This window comes from Undibacterium sp. Ji50W (assembly GCF_049340445.1).
In the GTDB taxonomy this organism is placed as follows: Bacteria; Pseudomonadota; Gammaproteobacteria; order Burkholderiales; family Burkholderiaceae_D; genus Undibacterium.
This window is the reverse complement of record NZ_JBMPOX010000001.1, coordinates 405,861-426,038: the sequence shown is the minus strand read 5'-3', so window position 1 is coordinate 426,038 and position 20,178 is coordinate 405,861. Positions and strand designations below refer to the sequence as shown.

The 20,178-nt window shown below is 49.4% G+C and carries 16 protein-coding genes; 9 read left to right on the top strand and 7 right to left on the bottom strand.

All coding sequences use genetic code 11. From position 1 onward, the window contains the following. Positions 1-54: 54 nt before the first annotated feature. The 5 genes from ACO0K9_RS02090 to ACO0K9_RS02070 form a co-directional block, all read right to left on the bottom strand. Entirely contained in the window at positions 55-7,230 is a 7,176-nt protein-coding gene (locus tag ACO0K9_RS02090; protein ID WP_422981266.1) for a carboxypeptidase regulatory-like domain-containing protein, read from the bottom strand. Positions 7,231-7,597: 367 nt separating this feature from the next. Then, a complete protein-coding gene (locus tag ACO0K9_RS02085) occupies positions 7,598-8,101 on the bottom strand; it encodes a hypothetical protein (protein ID WP_422981264.1) in 504 nt (167 codons plus the stop codon). Beyond that, on the bottom strand, positions 8,031-8,489 hold the full coding sequence (locus tag ACO0K9_RS02080; RefSeq protein WP_422981262.1) for a hypothetical protein: 459 nt from the start codon (positions 8,487-8,489) through the stop codon (positions 8,031-8,033). The genes ACO0K9_RS02085 and ACO0K9_RS02080 overlap by 71 nt, the downstream gene beginning before the upstream one ends. Positions 8,490-8,563: 74 nt before the next feature. Next, positions 8,564-9,877 (bottom strand): DUF6035 family protein, encoded by a 1,314-nt coding sequence (locus tag ACO0K9_RS02075; protein ID WP_422981260.1) that lies wholly within the window; start codon positions 9,875-9,877, stop codon positions 8,564-8,566. A 29-nt stretch (positions 9,878-9,906) separates the two neighbouring features. Then, positions 9,907-10,710 (bottom strand): hypothetical protein, encoded by an 804-nt coding sequence (locus tag ACO0K9_RS02070; protein ID WP_422981258.1) that lies wholly within the window; start codon positions 10,708-10,710, stop codon positions 9,907-9,909. Between the two features lie 294 nt (positions 10,711-11,004). On the opposite strand from ACO0K9_RS02070, the gene ACO0K9_RS02065 reads away from it, so the two are divergent. The 6 genes from ACO0K9_RS02065 (at position 11,005) to ACO0K9_RS02040 (ending at position 17,019) form a co-directional block, all read left to right on the top strand. Next, positions 11,005-11,334, top strand: a complete 330-nt coding sequence (locus ACO0K9_RS02065; protein ID WP_422981256.1) for a hypothetical protein — start codon at positions 11,005-11,007, stop codon at positions 11,332-11,334. Positions 11,335-11,450: 116 nt separating this feature from the next. Continuing rightward, on the top strand, positions 11,451-11,822 hold the full coding sequence (locus ACO0K9_RS02060; RefSeq protein ID WP_422981254.1) for a hypothetical protein: 372 nt from the start codon (positions 11,451-11,453) through the stop codon (positions 11,820-11,822). A gap of 185 nt (positions 11,823-12,007) precedes the next feature. Next, positions 12,008-12,967 (top strand): DUF932 domain-containing protein, encoded by a 960-nt coding sequence (locus ACO0K9_RS02055; RefSeq protein ID WP_422981252.1) that lies wholly within the window; start codon positions 12,008-12,010, stop codon positions 12,965-12,967. A 244-nt stretch (positions 12,968-13,211) separates the two neighbouring features. Then, the gene (locus ACO0K9_RS02050; RefSeq protein WP_422981250.1) at positions 13,212-14,240 is read left to right on the top strand and encodes a YqaJ viral recombinase family protein; all 1,029 of its coding nucleotides are present in this window, start codon (positions 13,212-13,214) and stop codon (positions 14,238-14,240) included. A 186-nt stretch (positions 14,241-14,426) separates the two neighbouring features. Further along, on the top strand, positions 14,427-15,392 hold the full coding sequence (locus tag ACO0K9_RS02045; RefSeq protein ID WP_422981248.1) for a hydrolase or metal-binding protein: 966 nt from the start codon (positions 14,427-14,429) through the stop codon (positions 15,390-15,392). Between the two features lie 52 nt (positions 15,393-15,444). Continuing rightward, positions 15,445-17,019, top strand: coding sequence for a DUF4942 domain-containing protein (locus tag ACO0K9_RS02040; RefSeq protein ID WP_422981246.1), 1,575 nt, complete (start codon positions 15,445-15,447; stop codon positions 17,017-17,019). A 57-nt stretch (positions 17,020-17,076) separates the two neighbouring features. Here ACO0K9_RS02040 and ACO0K9_RS02035 read toward each other — a convergent pair whose 3' ends face one another. Next, positions 17,077-17,481 carry a helix-turn-helix domain-containing protein gene (locus ACO0K9_RS02035; protein WP_422981244.1) on the bottom strand — a complete coding sequence of 135 codons (405 nt, stop codon included), beginning with the start codon at positions 17,479-17,481 and terminating at the stop codon, positions 17,077-17,079. Between the two features lie 210 nt (positions 17,482-17,691). On the opposite strand from ACO0K9_RS02035, the gene ACO0K9_RS02030 reads away from it, so the two are divergent. The 3 genes from ACO0K9_RS02030 to ACO0K9_RS02020 all read left to right on the top strand — a co-directional run bounded on the left by ACO0K9_RS02030 (position 17,692) and on the right by ACO0K9_RS02020 (position 19,344). Then, complete coding sequence (locus ACO0K9_RS02030; RefSeq protein WP_422981242.1) at positions 17,692-17,853, top strand: hypothetical protein; 162 nt, start codon at positions 17,692-17,694, stop codon at positions 17,851-17,853. Between the two features lie 60 nt (positions 17,854-17,913). Then, positions 17,914-18,219, top strand: coding sequence for a hypothetical protein (locus ACO0K9_RS02025; protein WP_422981240.1), 306 nt, complete (start codon positions 17,914-17,916; stop codon positions 18,217-18,219). Positions 18,220-18,318: 99 nt separating this feature from the next. Further along, the gene (locus tag ACO0K9_RS02020; RefSeq protein ID WP_422981238.1) at positions 18,319-19,344 is read left to right on the top strand and encodes a toxin-antitoxin system YwqK family antitoxin; all 1,026 of its coding nucleotides are present in this window, start codon (positions 18,319-18,321) and stop codon (positions 19,342-19,344) included. 563 nt (positions 19,345-19,907) lie between these two features. On the opposite strand, the gene ACO0K9_RS02015 is transcribed toward ACO0K9_RS02020, so the two are convergent. Continuing rightward, positions 19,908-20,162 carry a hypothetical protein gene (locus ACO0K9_RS02015; RefSeq protein ID WP_422981236.1) on the bottom strand — a complete coding sequence of 85 codons (255 nt, stop codon included), beginning with the start codon at positions 20,160-20,162 and terminating at the stop codon, positions 19,908-19,910. Between the last annotated feature and the right edge of the window lie 16 nt (positions 20,163-20,178).

Sequence of the window (20,178 nt, the reverse complement as noted above, 5' to 3'; positions counted from 1 at the left end):
TTATTACGTCTGGTCGGCGTACCCTGTCTGCTGGGCGTGCTCTGTATCAAGGTGTCAATGCGCACTTTGTCGCTCCACCACGGCCATCAGGCTGGCCAGTGATTTGTTGACAGGGCCAACGCCGGTTTCTATATTTTTCAGCTTGGCCTGGACGGTGACCAGCAGGCGCAGGGCTTTGTCTGTGGTATTGCTGCTCAGGGCGGTGTTGACCTGGTTGAGCAAATCAATAATCGCGGTGCGTTGTGCAAGCTGTGCTGGTGTTGACAGGCTCAAACCCTGTATCAAAGTGATGGTTTGCGCATTGATCTGGCTGGCGCTTTGTACCTTGATGGCCTGGTCTTGTGATTTGTAAGGCGTGGCATTGCCACCGCTGACCATGCTGAGGGCGAGGTTGGCGTTGTAAGTACCAGCAGATACTGGTGCTTGCCAGCGCACTGATACCACGGTGTCGGCGGCAGAAGCGGCTGTCAGGTTCCAAGTGGCGGTGACGTCGCCATTGCCATTGCTGCCAAAGGTAGCGGCTGGCGTAGTGGACTTGATCACCGATCCGGCAGGAAAGCTTTGGACTATGCGCACAGGCTGGGCTGCACCGGCATTGGTGATGGTGCTGGTCAGTGTGCTGATGTCGCCTGGCAGCAATGCGTTCAGATCAACGGTTGCCGGGGTCAGGTAATCCAGGCTCTGCTTGATCATGGCAGGCCAGCGGCTTTCATTGGCTTGCGCTTTCAAGGTGTCATTCCAGTCAAAACCAAATGCCAGGGTTTTGCCATTGCCATAATTGGCGCTGACGATACCTGGGCTGGTGGTTGTGCCTTTCAGTGTTGCCTCTGTCGTGCCGCCTGCCGTTGCCAGTTTGGTCTGGGTAGCAGGCCCGGCCAGGTCAGCACCACTGAACACGCCACCAGCCAGGCTCATTTGTTGCAGGGCTGTGGCATAGGCACCGTTATTGGTGACGCCTGAACACTGCGCGAACTGGGTATTGGTTGCTGTCACCAGACTGTCAAGCATGAAGCCCTGACCACGTTTGATCGCGGCCAGCAATTCAGACGCAGCAGGCTCTGGCAATGCACTGGCACCGTTGCTGACCCAGTAGGTGCTGTAGTTACCGCTACGCAGTTGCGTCAGGAAAGTTACTGCATCAGTGCTGATAGTGTGGCTGATCCCCTGATTAGCCAGGACAGTGTCTAGTGCGCTTGCCCTGGTGGCATCACATTGTGCCAGGGTCGCCGCGTTTTCTGTCGGGAATTTGCTTGCCGCACATTTGCCCAGCAGTTCGTCAGCAGCGCGTTTGCAAGCGCTGTAGACAAGGACGTTTTGCCATGGGGCCGCGACTTGTTTGACGCTGAGGCTGACGACAGGTGCTGTCAGGGTGACGCTGACCTGCCCCAGAGTCAGGGTGTTGCTGCCGACTTTGGCGCTAAGAGTGGCCGTGTACTGACTGCCTGCTGTACCAGCAGTAACCCAGTCCGCTGTACCACTAAACTGTGCTGTCATGCCCAGATTAGTGTTATACGGGAAGCTGGTGAGCACTTTTTGCGTGCTGTCAGCAATGCTAATAGTCAGGGGAAGATTAGGCAAATCGGCATTACCCTGATTGCTGACAGTGAACGGGAAGCTGACTGTATTTCCAACTGGAACCTGGCTGGCAGAAGCGCTAATACTACCTTTGAGGCCACTACCGGTAGTGGCAGTTGAAGCGACCAGGAATCCACCACTCGCTTGTGCCAGAACAGTATTGCCCGCGCCACTGACAACAACTGATGTCGTGTATTGGCCAGCTGGCGCAGCACTAAGACTGATGCTGTAGTTATAGTCTTGTGCAGCATTGGCTGCAAGGCTAGTCAGGCTCTCTGTTTTGGTGAAGCGGGTACTTCCGTCAGGATTCTTGACGGTGACCTGTACTTGCAGGTTGCCCGCAGCAAGACTTGTCGAGAGGTTGCTGATTTTGTCGTGCAGCTTGACGGTATCAGTCGGTGCATAACTGGCTTTGTCATTGTCAATGACGGCACCGAGTTTGTACTGTGGAGCAGTTACGCTGATGTTGGTTTGGGCCAGTGTGATGGTATTGGCACCAAAACTGGCCGTCAGCGTAGCGACATACGTCGTATCATTGCTGGCGCCAGCCACCCAGCTAGTGCTGCCAGTGAAGATACCGCCTTTGTCGAGATTGGTAGTGTACGGGAACTGCACTATGACTTTTTGACCAACCGGATCAATGATGCTAACGCTGAGCGCCTGATTTGTCAGAGCGCTGTTACCCTGATTGTTAACACTGAAATTGAGCGTTAATGTGCTGCCCGCCTGTACCTTGGACGGAGTAACTGTCACAGTGCCAGTGAGGCCATTGCCGTTACTGGCAGAGGATGTCACTACAAAGCTAGTCGTGTATTGCACCGTGGTGGTGCCAGCAGTTGCAACTACCTTGACAACATACTGACCAGCAGGTGCCCCCGCCAGCGCAAGGCTATAGGCGTAATTTTTACTATTCGCTGACGACAGTTGTGCCAGAGTTTCTGTTTTACTGAAACGTACTGTGCCATCCGGGTTAGTCACGGTAGTGACAACCTGGATATTATCAACCGGCAGGTTTTGTGCAAGGTTGTTGATGGTATCGCTCAGTTGCACTGTATCTGACGGTGCGTAGCTAATCTTATCAACGGTGACTTTGGCACTCAGCACTGTGCTGGGGCTAACGATGTTCAATGCCGTCGCTGCCTGAACATACGGCTGACCATTGGCATCAAGGATCTGTGCCACCAGTTGGTACTTGCCTGAAAGGGTTGTACCTGTGTTCCAGACGGCATTGACGTTTGCCTGTGCGCCAGCCACAACTTTAATGGTCTGCGCAGGCAAACTCGCGACATTGATGCCATCTGTCGTTTGAATGCTGAATTGTATCTGCGCATTATTGTCTAGGCTGCCGAGATTGCTGACCACCGAGCTCACCTGCACATTGCTGTTGGATGAGTAGATGGGCTGATCGGACACTACTGTGATGCCGAATTTGCCAGGCAAATTGGCCAGATTCAAGGAAACGCTGTTATTGGTCGGATCAAAATCCTCAAAGGAGTGCGCGCCCGCGCCGTCATCATCTGCAACAACCACAAGTGTCTTGATGTCGGCAACTGCGCCTGTGAAACTGAGGCTGACATCCTGATATTCATTGACGTTCAGGTCAGCAGTGGTCACTGCTGTGCCCAGCAGGGTACCGCCTGCTCCAGCTTGTCCGCTGTAATAAGCCACTTTGGTGCCTGCCAATATAGGTAACAGGCCTGCATTGCCTATGCGAACAGTGAAAGTAGATGGTTTCGTAGCACCCTGATCATTCACCCGTATATAAGATGCAGTGATATCGGGCACTGCTGTGGCCGGCGCACCGACCCTGGCATTAAGACGATATGTATTGCTAACATCCCAGCTATTCTTTTCAAAACGCGGGACGCTGCCGTCGTCGTTAATATTGGTAATGTGATAGCTGTGCTGGTTCCAGATCTTACGGACGGCAACCCAGGAGTTATTCACATCACTAAATGCGCGCAGACCATGGAAGATGCCTGGACCATTAGGGAATGTCCATTGATTCGCAGCAATCAATATATCTGCATGTCCGTCACCGTCCACGTCAACGATGACGGGTTCTTCAAAGGCGGTACCGCTGGAATTGGGAGTTTCAAACAAAGATTTGCCGTCCGCACCACGAAATACGCGTAACGCTATCTCATCGCCATAGACAACCTGTGCCTGACCATTACCTGCAAAGTCAAATGCTGAAGACGAAGTGGCAGCAGAAGTCAGGTCTTGCACGCCGTTACTCCACAAGATCGAACCATCCGCCCGGAATACGGTATAACGAGTAGCAGACGCAACACCTATTTCAGGAATACCATCGCCATCAATATCGGCCACAATAGGCGCACCACCCTGCCCGCCACCAGGGATATTGACTGGTCCCCAGATGATGTTACCGTTGTGATCAAGCAAACTCAATTTACCATTGCCAACAACCGCAATTTGCGGGTACTTGTCGCCAGTAAAATTACCGACGGCATCAAGCCCGTCGCCAACCGTGGTGTTTTTCCATAAGGTAGCACCATCACTGCCGCGATAAGCTTGCGCACCAGCCAATACGACAGGATTACCGTCAACATTGATATCAGCCACGATAGACAGCGCACTGAATGAGTAGGCACCATAGCTGACACCCTTATAGTCACTACTACTGCCCTTCCAACGAGTAGAACCGTCCGAGTTGAAGACCATGTTACCAAGCACGATTTCAGGTTTACCGTCGTGATCAAGATCAGCAATAGATGCCCCCCCCCAGAACAGCCAGTCAGCGCCCATGGAACGGTCAGCACTGAGCCATTTGAGTTTGCCTGTGTTATCAATCGCCATCAAGCCGCCATTTTCTCGAACGGCAACGATGGACACTTTGCCATTGCCATCGAGGTCAGCACCGGCCAGTGTGGAATGTGGCATCGTGCGCAAGTTAGGGTCAGAAACTGTCCACAGATCGGAACCGTCCTTACCACTGACTGCACGCAAAACGCCATCGTAAAAACTGACACCCTTAAAGCTATTGAACACTACGCCTGGGATATCACGCTGGTCGTATTTTCCGTCACCGTTTGTGTCTTGTATCGGCAAGACGATGGGAGTGTTCATCACTTCCGTATATTCAGGCATGACGGGACTGCCTTTCCATTCCCATTTGATCTTGGGCTGGAACAAGTCAGGGTTAGGTTTGATTGCTGCGGCACTCGCAGTGGACCCTACGTTGTTGGCCTTGTTTGTTTCTATCAATACCTGATCACTGTCTGCCCAGACTGAAATAGGTGCATCCCTGAACGGCATCGTACCTTGTACCTGAAACTGGACAGTTTTGATTTCATTTACGGCAAGAGTCTCTGCAAAGACAATACTTCCTAACTGCTGGTCTATACCTGCATCGTAGTTGCCGTTCTTATTGGTATCCTGGAATGCCAGCAACTTCATACCTGCAGGAATATCAACAGCACCCTGATTCTGCAGGGAAACACTGACTTGACCCGTGAGTTTTAAGGACTGGGGATCGGTAATCGCAGTAACGCGACTGACATTGGTGACTACAACGTCAGGCAACAATTTGACTACCTTGACCTTGCGCAACCTGACCTGTCCCATATCGACGAGCGCGATGCCATCAATCAACACGTAATTGCTTGAATCAACATACTGTGCAATGGAGAATGTCAGGCCCACACCGCCGTTTTTATCTTTGACCAGATTGGAGAAAGTAAATTTACCCTGGGCATCGCTGGTTGTGGTGTGCGCGCCAGCGTTGTCAGTGGCAATAATAGCGACGCCAGGCAAAGGTGCATTTGTTCCGGCATCCAGCGCCAGCCCACTAACGGTAGAACTTGTTACAACTGGTGTCTCAACGGAAAGACTTGGAGAGAATACAAAATTAGAACCTGCACTGATACGAACCGGATTGGTGACTGGTTTAAATCCAGTTTTGCTTACTGTCAGTTGAATATCGCCTGGCGTTACACTGCTGATTTGATATGCGCCACTAGCATCTGTTGCAGTTGAAAACCCAGGACCTGAGACAGTCGCGCCCGCAATTGGCGTACCGTTTGCGGCATTGACAACCACGCCAGAAATACTGCCAGTAGCTGCATTACCTGCCTTTGTCAGTTTCAGTACACCCAAATCCATGGTCTGTCCACCAGCCAGAGTCAGTGTGGCGGTCAACGCGCCGTAATTCAGAGGAGCAATCGTCACCGTATAGCCACCCTGAGACTGCTGCCCGAACACAAAGCTACCGTCACTGCCTGTCACGATATCTACGTTGGCATTACCACTCAATACGACATGTACGCCCACTAACGGAGCGCCAGACTGGCTGTCCACAACCTGACCTTTGATGCTTGAAGGGGCAGACAACGCTGGCGAGAATGTCAAGGTTGCACCAGCGCTCGTATGCAGCGTACTGGTCATCGTCTGGAGTCCTGCATAACTGACAGTAACTACAATATCCCCAACTGGAACGTTCGCTATCTGGTAAGCGCCTTTTGCATCAGTGTTTACGGAGAAAGATGCGCCTGAAATTGTCGCACCAGCAATCGGTGAGCCAGTTGAGGCATTTGTCACAACACCATATATTGTTGCTGTTGTTGAGTTTCCGGCTTTAATTAATTTCAGAACACCCAGGTCCAGCGTCTGACCAGCTTTGAGAACAGTATTTGTGCTCAAGGGGCTATAGTTGGCCAGTGTGAAATTGACAGTGTAATTACCTGGTGCCTGATTATTGAACACAAACGTACCGTCGGCACTGGTGGTCAACTCGGCAGTTGCGGCACCGGACAAAGCAACTTTAACACCAGCAACCGGCAAACCTGTCTGACTTTCAAGCAACTGCCCTTTGATGATTCCCAGACTTGGATTTGTAGGACTCTGCTGGCTGGCACTCAGCGCACGCAAAGCCAAAGCCGTTTGATACGGGTCACCGCCCCAGCTACCATCGGGCATCTGCGTGCTTAAAATATAGTTTTGTAGCGCGCTCGCCATGGGCGCAGCAGGAATAAAGTCGTGGAGATTTTCGTAGGCAAGTGCACTGAGGAAGACTGAATTATTCCAGGCGCCAGGAGAGGACTGCTGACTCAGGAGGAAATCGACGCTGGACTGGATGGAACTGTTCAAAGCAAATGAGCTTGCATGCGCTCTATAGGCCGCAAGGGCATAAACACTACTATAGATATCCGTTCGCCCCATCAATTGAAACGATCCATCCATCTGTTGGGCCGCTTGCAGGTAGGCGATAGCATTTGCCACACCATCCGTTCGTCCGGCTCGTTTCAAGGCCAGCAAGGCAAGTGAAGTATCCAAAACAGAACTTGAATAGCCTGGTGCACTGGCAAAACCACCATCTGCATTAATACGGGTGGTCAATGCAGCTACTAAAGTAGATGTATCACCTTGAACAGCAGCCTGCGCGATGATTTTGCGTGTCAGATATTCTGTGCTGCCATCCTGATCGGAAACGATGAGGCTGTTCAGCGTACCGGGGGAGCTTGCCAATAATTGCAGAGTCTGCGCTGTCTCGCTACCAGCCTGCAGGGGTGTCGCGATAGAGGTCGTTTCAGATTTCAGGTGCCCATCAGTCTGTACTTGCTGATTCAGCCATTTAAAGCCGTTGGTAATAGATATAGAGGTTTGTGCTGAAGCACTACCTGCTGCAAAGAACATCAACACCGCAAAATAGACAAATACATTTCGTATGAATGTACGCAAAAATGGAAGCACAACAGACCCCTGGAGTAAACGATGTGAGTCTGAGCTTTAACTGAGGTGAAACAAGCGCGGCAGACGTCATTGAAAATTTGCAAACGCCGCATGGTAACAATTGCTACCAAAAGAGGCAAGTATTATTTAAAATGCCATCCAGGAAAATTGCCTTATGCTAAATGTTATTTATATTACATACAAATTTCTTTTATAGTATTTTTATAAGCTTTGCAATAATCGAAAGTCGCTTTTACGGCAATTTTTAAGGAGAAGGTTTGGTCGCATTATGTTTCCATGGCAAGAACGACATTATCATGGCAATAACACTTTAACTTGAAATGCTGCTTACCTGGGGTTTAGGGATTTCTAATTCATTCAGGTTGCACAAACCGGGGAGGTGTCTCAACATATCCTGATAATACGGATTGTTGAACATGCGTAGCTTGCCAATCAGGAGGTACAAGTTACGTTGAGGTGTCACACACAAATTTTCATAGCCAGCTTGCAAGATAAAACCACCCTCTTGTCTTGCTGTAGTTACTGCGTATAGCTTTAATATTGGATCGGTCATACGTTCATCACTAATCCAAGTCGCTGCAATGAGATCTGCTAGCGCATGTAGCTCTGTATGATCGCAACGGTTGAGAAATAAAACACCGTGAGGTGTCGGGATACCTATGCTGGGTGCATCCGTCGCGACTCCCACTAGCTCCATCAGTACAGGATACCAGGTGCTGACTGTACTTACCGCTGGCTTCAACTCAGTGAAAACAACCTGATGATCCAGATTTTTCAGGCGAAAGAACAAACGCCTGAGTGCATGGGCACTCATTTGCAACAAGCCCCCAGCGTCTCGGTATGCGCCATCCTGGGCTCACATAAGTCATCAACAAATCCAGGCGTTGCGACTGTGCCAGCGCGCGCCAATGCAAGACAGCGTATCCTGCGGCTTTGTCTAAACCTGTCTGCTTGCCGTGGCAAGCGTCCAGTATCAGTTGCCCAGGTGGCACCAGTCCTTTTGTGCGTTCACACAGCACGCGATAGGCCAGAGCACGCTTGCCTGGTAAACGCGGCAGGCACCGCTTCCCAGTCCGGTCTTTGCTGGCCAGATAAAGCTTGTCTTGCTCGTCCCATTCGGCCACCAGGCGAGCGACCAATCCACGTGCGAGTGAATCAGTCAGCGAAAAAGCTGAAGGTGGTCGATCAGGTTGAGTTCTCATGATGTTTTTATAAAAACTGCATTTCAATCATTTCATAAAGCAGATTTGTAAGCTTTAGTATACATTTCCTTCAGCTACTTCTTAAATAGCTCTGGGAAAAGAACCTCCAAAACAGGAAAGAACTTATCGTTTGAGATATAGCCTGGATCGTTTTTCTTAATAGCTGCCTTATAAATTTCCACGCGAACAGCCCAACGGCCAGATTTGTCTTCATCCATCAATTGCTGACCACGGTTGTAGACTTTCAGTGCTTCACGGAAAATCCACAAATAGGATTTGTATCCACCTGCAATTAGGTGTGCAACCTCAATAAAGCGAGTATATTTCCATCCAACCACGCGCCCGTACTTGGCAGAATAAATAGCATTGATCAAAATAGCGTGTAACTGATTGTGATATACAGGAAGCTGAACGCCCTGAGCACGGAACTCCTTACGAAAACTCCCCCACAATCTTGGCATTACTTCTCTATCGTCGAGAGAAGCCATCCACGCCTGCTCAAAGCGCTCACGCAGGCTGTCAGCGACTGTAGTTTTTTCTTTGGCTATTCTCTCGCACGCACCGGCATAATCGAAAAAGAAAGCACGCTGAGTCTGTCTGTTAAGTGTAAGTTCATTGAATAAAACCATCTTCCTTCTAAGCAATGAGCTTCCACCATTTGGTAATGGCTCAGACCAGACGCATGAAAGGCGAAATAAGCCTGCACTAATGGAAAATGCAGCACTTTCTTCATTCACGATGAATACGTTCTGATTGTTATTGTAAAACACGTCATCTTGAAGCAAACGGCGATTCTCATCATCAAATTCTGCAAAAATCCATATAAGTAACGCCCCTTCTCTCTGGTAAAAGAGCCTCCGCTCTACAATGACATCCAGGTAAGTCGTCGAAAGTTGAATTTCAAATACAATTTTTATTCCCCGATATGTCGCACAAATATCAGGCTGGCGCCATTCGCCGGACAGGCTTCCCTTCCACCTCTCTTCTACCTTGATGTCAGAAAATTCTTTGTCTGCCGCCAGAGATTGAGCTACTAAGGACTTCATTCTACGATGCAGTGCGCTTTCCTTTGCACCATTGTATTTGCGTGCATTGATCTCCTCTCTCGATAACTCACCGCGAGAAATTTGTGGACACCGCCCATCTTCCTTGACATGCCTAAAGAAAAAATGGCGACTAACTTTGTGCATGAGCAGGCTCACAGCAATTCCGCAAACTGAACAAGCATAGAGAGGCATCTCATTCTTTTGCATCTCTTTTATCTTCATACGAAGCTGGATGATTTTCTCATAGTCAGTACCAATGACTTGATGAGCTGACAGATGCAACCCAGACGACAAATCCAATACTTCCGGTATAGCCGGGTCTTCTACTGCGAGTATATTCATTGCGATTAAACAGAGTTTGAAAATTGCTGTCAGATTTCGTTATCAAGTGTTACTAGCGACTTCCAATACGCTTCATTTTTCAGAACTTTGGTCTTCCAGTAATCCTGCGCATAGCCAAGGGATGATTCTGCTTCCCCGAAAGAACTATTAAAATGAACCTGCTCCTCACCTACATCTGCTCCACGGATTGTTTGCAGGACTTCTTCCATATTTTTCAGTAAATCTTCTGGTTCGGTATTAAATATGTTGAGCATCTTCGGACGAATGGTTAAAGTTTGTTCCGTCAATCTAACTGCGTCACCATTTTCCGCACCTGCCCTCTGCAAATCACTGCTGTATTGTGTCAACAAACGGAGACAAGTATCGACAGCCTTATCCACCGGAAAAATAAGATCGATAAACACTGATCGATGCCAGGGCTGGCTGACTTCTTCCAGTTCTTCCGCAGACATTCCAATATCTGACAAATGGTTGAAAATTCTTTTAGCTTTCTCCAGGCTCTGCACTCTTGGCTCGGTTTCCCGCCGTCCAAGTAAAGACAATTGCTGAAACAAGAAGTTTGCATGAATTCGGGATGACTCAAGGAATTCTGCCTTTAATTGATCATGGAGATCATTCTTGGCCTCTCTCAATTTTGCTTCAAATCCTAAAGCCTTGAATGAATCGAATCGCTCTGGAATAGCCAATACTGATATCGCCATGCCTAACACAGCTAGGGCTGTGCCATTTGCTGTGAATCCATATAACAGATAGCCGATTCCGGCAACTAAAGCTATCCCACTGAGAATAAGCAGGAAGTACTTCCAGTAATTGGAAAGAACCCGATTGCTCATTTTATTTGAGCTCCTATTCTGTTTTGTATCGTTGTTAGCCATATCGCTTTTAATAACCTCAAATCAGTTCAACGGATATCTGCCAATTGCCGCCCTCACTGCGACGTCAAGAAACTATCGCGAGTGTGTACTAAATTATATCGCTGCCCAAATAATTTAGTAGCAGATTTCTAGTCGCTCCACGCTGTATTCTAAAAAATCTCAGTCACATATCACTGAATTGGAATCAGGCGTTGTATCTCACTGATACCCAGTCCCCTTCCCTCTTCAGAATATTCAATAAAGGAAATCCTCATGGATCACAACATTTTCTTCTCTATCATCAATGCCACACTCACCCTAGCTACTATTATCCTTTACCACCCGCTCCTTAATGCATCAAGCGCCGAGGCATTGCACGAAGTAATTAAGTCGCGCCCTGTCCTGGCAAGAGCCGTTGCCCGCGAGAGCAACCGCAGCTACTTCAGGGTCTGTCTGTATTTCTTTCTATCTTTGCCTGCCTACATGGCCATTGCTGTTGGAGAGTATGTCAATATGGACTTTGCAGCGTTCACGCTGTTTGTCTGGTTCCTAGTGTCCCTGTCCCGCGTCTGGATGCTGAGGATGATGTTGGGTAAGCCCTGAATCTGCTTTTGTTGACTGCTGTCCTGTAGTCCGCTCAGAGCATTTTTTCAGAGCTGCGTTTTTCCTCCTGATCTTACTGTTCCCTTTTATCTTTCTCTTTTTTCCAAAGGCATTTCATGTCAGAAATCAACACGTCCCTATCAGCTATTTCAACGTCCGGGCATGTATGTCCCTGTTGTCAATCATCACGCACCCGCATTAAAAATTACGGCAAGAAGACTGGCGGCACAGTCGGTGCAGTCGCTGGTGTCGCCGCAGGTACAGCCAGTTTGATTGGTGGCGCTGAAGTCGGTGCTTCCATTGGTGCTGCCGGTGGCCCTCTGGGTATCGCGCTTGGCACACTGGCCGGTGCCCTCATTGGCGGTCTGGTCGGTGGTGCCACCGGTTGCTCTGTCGGTGTCAAGCTGGGTCAGGTGGTAGATGACCGCATTCTGGACAATTACGAATGCAAGGATTGTGGTTATCACTTCAGTGCACAAACCCAGTGAAGCTGCCGTTTTTATTGCTGATCTGCTTTACCCTTCGCATTACCCTTTTCTTCATACCTTCATTTAATCCCCCTCGCGCATCGTCATCATTCAGCTGAATTGCTTCTGCTGCTCTGCTTTTCTGCCGTTCTGTCTCGGTTGCATGACTACGTGCGTTTATCTACTCTCAATTTAGGAAATCTCTTATGGCTCACCTCATCGAAACCATGGCTTACGTCAACGAAGTCCCCTGGCATGGCCTGGGCAATCAACTGACTGCCAAACAGCCCATTGAAGTATGGGCCAAACAAGCCGGTATGGCATTTGAAATTAAGGAATCCCCGGTACGCTTTATGACGGAAAGCGCTGGCAGTCTCGGTGCAATCATGACTTTCCCCGAGCAAAAGGTACTATACCGTTCTGATACCAAGGCAGCCTTGTCAGTCGTCTCCAACCGCTACCAGGTGGTACAGCCTCGCGAAATCCTTGAGTTTTACCGTGACCTGACTGAAGTATCGGGCTTCGAACTGGAAACTGCCGGTGTCCTCAAAGATGGCCGTAAGGTCTGGGCACTGGCTAAAACCAATCAGTCGGCCACGCTGAAGGGCAATGATGTCGTGAATGCCTATCTGTTGCTGGCAACTGCCTGTGATGGCAGTCTGGCGACCACGGCGCAATTCACCAGCATACGGGTGGTCTGCAATAACACACTGGCGGTAGCACTTAATAATAGCAGCGGTGCAGTCAAGGTGCCACATAACACCAACTTTGATGCACAGGCCGTCAAGCGTCAGTTAGGTATTTCTGTCGCTTCCTGGGATGCTTTCATGTACCGCATGAAAACCCTCTCTGAACGGAAAGTAAAATCGCACGAAGCCATGAACTACTTCCTGCGCGTCTTCACTGATCCCGGCAATACAGCTTCAGGCCTGACCAATGAACGTGCCATGAAGAAAGTGCAGGAGTTGTATGACGGCCAAGGCAAAGGCGCTGAACTAAGCTCTTCCAAGGGAACAGCCTTTGGTTTGCTGAATTCTGTCACCGAATATGTCGATCACCAGAAACGTGCACGTACCACTGACCACAGGCTGGAATCAGCCTGGTTTGGTCAGGGTGCGTCCCTGAAGCAGAAAGCGCTGGATCAGGCTTTGCTGATGGTGGCCTGAGCATATCCACGTCACTGGAAGAAACAGGCTTTGACAGAAAACTGCCAAGCAAGTGCATTTCATGGTAGTTCAGCAGTTCCAATAACAACAAGTGTCTTTGGGTGTTATGGGCACCAAAAACTGAAAACACCACTCCCCTGCCCGGCAGCATCCGCTTGCCGGGCTTTTTGCTGTTGATACCTGATTCTCCTTTATTCCTTTGTTTTTCTCTTCATCAATTCATCAAATTCAACCCGGAGCTTTTATGTCTGCCGCAGAAAAAACCGATGTACTCAAACCGAACCAGCCAGCCCTGAAACTGGTCAAGACCAAGGAACTCAGCCGAGACGACTGGCTGACTGTGCGCAAGCAAGGCATAGGCAGTAGTGATGCTGGCACAGCCGTAGGTCTGAATCCCTATCAGTCTCCACTGGAATTATGGATGGTCAAGACTGGCCGCGATGCAGGTTTGCCTAAAATTGATCCCAATGATGAAACCAGTCCCACTTATTGGGGAAGCTTGCTGGAACCTATAGTCGCAGCCCACTACACCCGGCGCACTGGCAACCGGGTACGCAAGATCAATGCCGTGCTCCAACATCCGGACCCGGACAAGTCCTGGATGCTGGCAAACATAGACCGGGAAGTGACTGGCGCACCAGATGTGCAGATACTGGAATGCAAGACCGCCGGTGAATTTGGTGTGCGCTTGTGGCGGGATGGTGTACCTGAATACATCGTCTGCCAGGTACAGCATCAACTGGCGGTCACCGGCAAGGCAGCAGCGGATGTCTGTGTATTGGTCTGCGGGCAGGAAATCAGGATTTACCGTATTGCCCGCGATGATGAACTGATTGCCCGCCTTATAGAACTGGAAAGGCAGTTCTGGCATTACGTGGAAACGGACTCCCCACCACCGGTAGATGGGTCAGAATCAGCAGATATGGCTTTGCGCTGCCTGTATCCGCAGGATTCTGGTAGTCATCTTGATTTCACTACTGATACGGAGATGTCTGCCATCTTTGCTGATCTGGTGAATCTGCGGGCGGATATCGACAGCCGCGAAGAACTGGCCGCTTTGCTGGCGCAGCAGATACAGCAACGCCTGGCGCAAGCGAGCACGGCCAGTTTTGATAGTGGGCGGGTCAGTTGGAAACGGGCCAAGGACAGCTTGCGTCTGGATGTGGAGAAGCTATTACAAGATCAGCCAGATTTGCTGGAGCGTTATCCTCTGGTCAGGCCAGGTAGTCGGCGGTTCTTGCTGACACCAAAACCAGTCGATGTAGAAGCTTGAATTGCTTTGTCACTCTGTGTTGAGCGACATAGTACGACGCCTCTCTGTACTGCAATGCAGCGCTGCTCACTCAAGTGTCTGCAACACTCTTTCCAGACATTTCTACAAAACATTTCCACAACCCAAACAAGCAGCCTGTTTCTGTCGTTAGCAGAGCAGGCTTTCTTTTTTATTTCGAGGATCACCATGATTAAAGGATTAGCCATCACGCCACCCATTCTGGGTCGCATTTCCATAGGCAGTGTCGTAGAGAAGAACGGCAAGCGTCTGCCAGTCAAGGAAGACTTTTTTACGATTACTTCCCAGGTGCAGGGGCGCAATGGCTGGGTCAATCACCCGCTGGATGAGGAATTGCGCAAGAAGGCTGGTACAGACAAGCTGCGTTCTATTCCTGTACGGGTCTTGTTCAATTCACCTGAATTGAATCTGCGGGCGGAATACAGTTTGTTTGACCGGCAGACCGGGCGACCTCTGTGTATGGGCAACGGAGAGACTTGCAGACGGTTCACAGACTCAGGCATGCAAAATCTGTCCTGCCCTTCGCCGGATAGCTGTGAGCTGGCGAAGGGTGGTGCTTGCAAGCCGTACGGGCGTCTGAATGTGCAGATCGGAGATGAGGATGAACTGGGTAGTTTTATTTTCAGGACGACCGGGTTTAACAGCATACGCACCCTGGCAGCACGTCTCAGTTATTACCAGGCAGTGTCTGGCAACCTGCTGGCCTGTCTGCCGCTGGAACTGCGGCTCAGGGGTAAGAGCACCACCATGAGCCACCGCTCTGCGATTTACTACGTCGATTTAACTGTGCGGGAAGGATTGACACTGGAGGCTGCCATTGCTGCTGCCAGAGAAACGGATCAGCGACGCAAGGAATGCGGGTTTGATCAGATTGCTCTGGATGAGGCTGCTGCGAACGGATTTGCCAATGGGGCCTTTGAGGAGAGTGCAGAAGAAATCTTGGAAACGCTGGAGGAATTTTATCCAGTGCCTGGGGATTCTGAATCCGCTGAGTCTGCTTCCTCAGTTGCACCACTTGACAGTCCGGCTGCGGGTAAGCCGCTTGCGGCACTGGTCAGGTCAAAACCCAGCCTGGTGGACAAGCTGGACAAGAAACTTGCTGCGCCACATTCTGCTTTGCTCACTCGGCCTTGAGCCGTGCACCTTTATATCAATGAATGATCAATGAATTCAAGGAGAAAATGCCATGGCAGGCATGGACATGACAGATTTTAGAATTGTGGATGACACGACGCTGTTTTTTGCGCCGGTGTCATCTGACCTGATTGATGGTCTGCTGGGGCAATACAACAATATGCGCCAGCGTATCACTCATATTGCTGGGATGATAGACGGCGAATTGTCGGCGGCTATGGAGTATTTTCTGGATGGAAATGGCGATGAACATAACCGCTTCACGCCCAGTGTCCAGAAGCTGTTCAATCCTGCAGGTGCGATTGCGGCCCTGAATGCAGCATATTGGTCAAAGACGCTGGCAATGACGGATGTGTTGAGTGTGATGCCGCAAAAGCGTCGTGATGAATGGAACAAGACCATCAGTGAGATGACAGCCCCCGATTTCACGGCTGAAGCAGTCCGTCCCACTATCGGTGATTTGCTGGCATCGCGCCAGAAGTTCTTTGCTGAGCGTGTGGAGGGAATATTCCGGGGTTTGTCCGGGGAGCACGTGACGAACTCGCCTGCGGGTTTCAGCAAACGGATGATTATTGGCTATGTCACCAGTGAGTGGAGTACCAATACCAGCAGGGCCGGGCTGATCAATGACCTGCGTGCGGTCATCGCTAAGTTCATGGGCAGGGATGAGCCTAAATGGAATGCGACTTCGGGAATTGTGAGCGTGGCGAGGCAGCGTCATGGTGAGTGGCTGGTCCTGGATGGAGGTGCATTGAAGATTCGTTGTTACCTGAAGGGAACAGCACATCTGGAGGTTCATCCTGAGATGGCCTGGCGGCTGAATCAGGTGTTGCATTCTCTCTATCCCATGGCAATTCCTGCACAGTTCCGCAAGAAGCCGGTGAAACAGGCGAAACACTATCAGTTGATGAACCGTCCATTGCCATTTGCTGTTATTGATGTGTTGTCTGAGTTGCGGGCCAGCCGACACTATCCGCTGGAGTTTCAGTTTGGTTATCAGCACTGCGGCTCTTCATCGGCCAAAGCGGAAGCAATCAGGGTATTGCAATATCTTGGTGGGGTCATCAATAAAAAGGGGAATGTCGAATTTGACTTTAAGCTGGATGGCGTACTCAATGAAGTGATTGCCAGCGGCTGCCTGCCTGACCGGGCGACCCATCAGTTTTTTGCGACTCCAGCAGAGATGGCAAAAGATGCGGCAACTGAGCTGGGCATCAACGAGGGGCACTTTTGTCTGGAGCCGAGTGCAGGTACAGGGAACCTGGCGACGCACTTGCCCAAAGAACGGACACGCTGTGTGGAGATCAGCAAATTACATGCGCACATCCTTGCTGAAAAGGGTTTTAGCGTGTTGCAGATGGATTTCCTGGAGTATGCCAGAACAACGGTAGAACGCTTTGACAAAGTGCTGATGAACCCGCCGTTTTCTGATGGGAGAGCGCTTGCGCATCTGGAGGCTGCGGCAAGTCTGGTGAAGCCGCAGGGGCGGATTGTGGCAATACTGCCTGCGTCAATGAAGGGGAAGGATGTGTTGCCAGGCTGGAATCTGAGCTGGGTGCGGGTTTATGAGAATGAATTCGCAGGGACCAGTGTTTCGGTGGTGATGTTGAGGGCAGAGAGGAAATAAGGATTCAATCCAATTCAATATCAAGACCCGGCGACCACCCGGAATCAAAACACTTTATTACATAATATCTTTTAGGAAAAGTTCAACGACTTTTCTGTCTTTTGGCTTCAGTTTTTCCAAACCAGTCGCAACCCTCCCCAAAAATTGAGTCAGTATTGCTCTTTGGCTGTCGGTCAGATTCTCCATTCTTCTCGCGAGTGACGATGCGTAATCAGATAATTCTGGGGAACTGTTTTTTAAAAGATCGCTCACATCACAGTCTAAAAACTTAGCTATTTGCGCCAGTCGGGCAAGTGTCGGCGAAATCACCCCAGTTTCCATACGGCTTATTGTTTCTTTCTCCACATCCATGTATTCAGCAAGCTGCGCCTGAGTCAATCCCTTCGCTTTCCTGTGCGCTGCAATAATTGACCCAACCATACGGGCAAATTGCTTTTCAGAATTCTCTACTTCTTGATTCATAAAACACTCAGCTTTGTAGCATAAAAGCAAAGTGTTATCTTTTTATGTCAACCATGGAATGGCGTTATACGTTATCAATTAGAATAACGTATTGCATCATTAAAAATATGACATTTAACATGCAATTACTTGGCCTCGTCCATTTTAGAAACAGTAGGAAATCACCACTGTGAACCACTTGATTAAAACTTTACGAAAGAGAAAATCACCATGAGCAAAACCGAAAAATGCCCTGAATGCAAAGGCAAAGGTGTCATCCCCTGCCCAATGGAATATGGCGATGACGATCACCCGAGTAACTGCCCTGTCTGTGCAGGCGATAAAAAAGCACGTGTCCCCTGCCCTGAATGCGAAGGCAGCGGCAAGGTGTAGCCGCCTTATTCAGCTTTAACCAGCTTTATTCCACTTAACCTTGACCAGGAGATAGTCACCATGAATGAAAGCGAAGAAGAAAAGAAACCCAGTTATTTCAATATGTCTGCTGCCGTTGACGAATTACGCTTCGAATCATTTGGCAAACGAGAGAAGGCAGTAGCCGGTCTCAAAATACTGGGTAAAGGATTGTTGAACGTCGTGAAATACACTGCCACGGAGGTACTGCCAGCGGTCACCAATGCTGCTGCGACATCAACGGCAAGACAGGCAGACAAGCAATTAAAAAACCCTGATCTCACAGACGCACAGCGGGCAAAGCTGGAAGACATTCGTTCAAAAGCATCTGATAAATCCAAAATCTAGTCACACAAGGGGATGGTGCATGTCACTCGCGTCATCCCTGGCATCCTACCTACATCATCTTTCATCGAGGGCGTTCTCTTGAAATCCACAATACAAAACATGGCAAGCATCGCAGTGGTGCTTGCCTTATCACTTCTCACGCAAGCCTGTTCACCTAAAATTGACTACCGACAAAAACAATCCATCAGCGGGCTGATCTACAAACTCAACGACAATGAGCCATTTAGTGGCACTGTCACTAACGAGCCCTGGGGAATTTCTGCTCCCGAACCTACGCATGGCACTTGTACCGTTGAATACAAGAAAGGCCTGAAAGACGGAAAAATGGTCTGTACCGCCCTGAACGGCACCAAGATGCTTGAATCTGAATGGGAGGGAGGTCAGAAAAACGGTCTGGAAAAAGTATGGGAATTCACGACTGGCAAGCTCTATTCCGAAATCCACTACAAAGCGAATCGGCGACACGGATTGGAAGAAATTCGCAATCCTTATCTTGACGTACTGATCAAGCGTGCCACCTGGGAAAATGATGAAGCGACTGAAATAAAACAATGGGACGTGACTGGCAAAACACTACTGGTCGATCTCACGTGGCGCGATGGGAAGAAATCTGGCTTTGAAAAAAGAAGCGGCAGCGAGAGCAATTATAAGGACGGTGCTCTTGACGGAGTCCAGCGAAGCTATTTATTACCACGCGATGAGTCACTCACAAAAACCGTTACAGATGGCATGAAAATGGTCGAAAAATTGCAGGCTGGTGCATATGACTGGTCAACCCTGCCTGGCGTCACGGTCAACAATGAGAAGCTCTATAAGGATGGCAAGTTTGTAGTCAAGCCAGAATTACAGCAATGTGTTAATCAAAAAATAGAGAAGCGTAATCAATTTGGCGGGAGTTATGATGATGAAATGATCGCCAGTTGGTCAGGAGAGTGTGAAAAAGAGAAATCCCTGAGTGCAACTGTCTCCCCGAATGAACAGGCTGCACCTGCCACCAGCAAAAAAGTCCAGCAGTGCGTTGATGCGAAAATAGCCAATTTCCATAAGCAGGAAGATGAAACGGCCCTCATCAATAACGATGTCCTGCAGGAATGGGAGGCAGCGTGTTCATCAGGGCTTTTCTGACAAACGCGGTTGGCAGCGCAGATGCCGCTTCATCTGTCACACTGGAGCGCATTAGCGATGGCAGGAAATAAAACCGTAACATTTCCAAAGAGCAATGCTGCGAAAATTGTTCCTGCTTATGGGAAAGGATTTAGCTGTAGCTGCAATTTGATGTGATATTGACAGGCTAAATCTGGTCGTGTGACATCTTCCGTTATCAACCTGCTGCAATTCGCTTGGTTGATAACGGTTTTTAGTATCACGACAACATTGACTCTTACCAGTGATGATGAAACCACCGCATAAAAATAGGAGTGCCTGATTTGCCATCCTCATTTATATGGCATTTTACGTTTGCCGCCAATGTCGCCATGGTTTTTGTGGGTCTGTCCACTGTCTTTTGGGGGGTGTTGCCCTGGTTTGGAGCAGTTAGTAGTTCGGTCTCCCTACTGGCTTGCATTGGGATGCATTACTTCAAATCGAAAATCCTATATGAAAACCCGACAACAGATACAGAAACTGTGGAACATAGCAAGAGGTGGAATGATACTTCACCAGGTTGATGATTTTTTTGCTGGCTGTGACTACAAATTGACATATTCCTGACGTGGCACGGACCATTCCTGCTGGCAGGCAGAGCATCGAATTTTAAGGCCTGACTGCGTTTCTACGAAATATCCTTCTGCCATACTGTCTTTTGATGTGGTTGCCCGCCAGACGTGGCCGCAAGAACAAGTGAAGTGTGCAGCCAGCAATCCGCCCTTTTTCTGCGCCTGCGCACCAGATATAGATGCATGGGTTGTGTAACTCCATTTGGCATCATCGATTTTCAGAGACATGATTTTTTACCTAAAA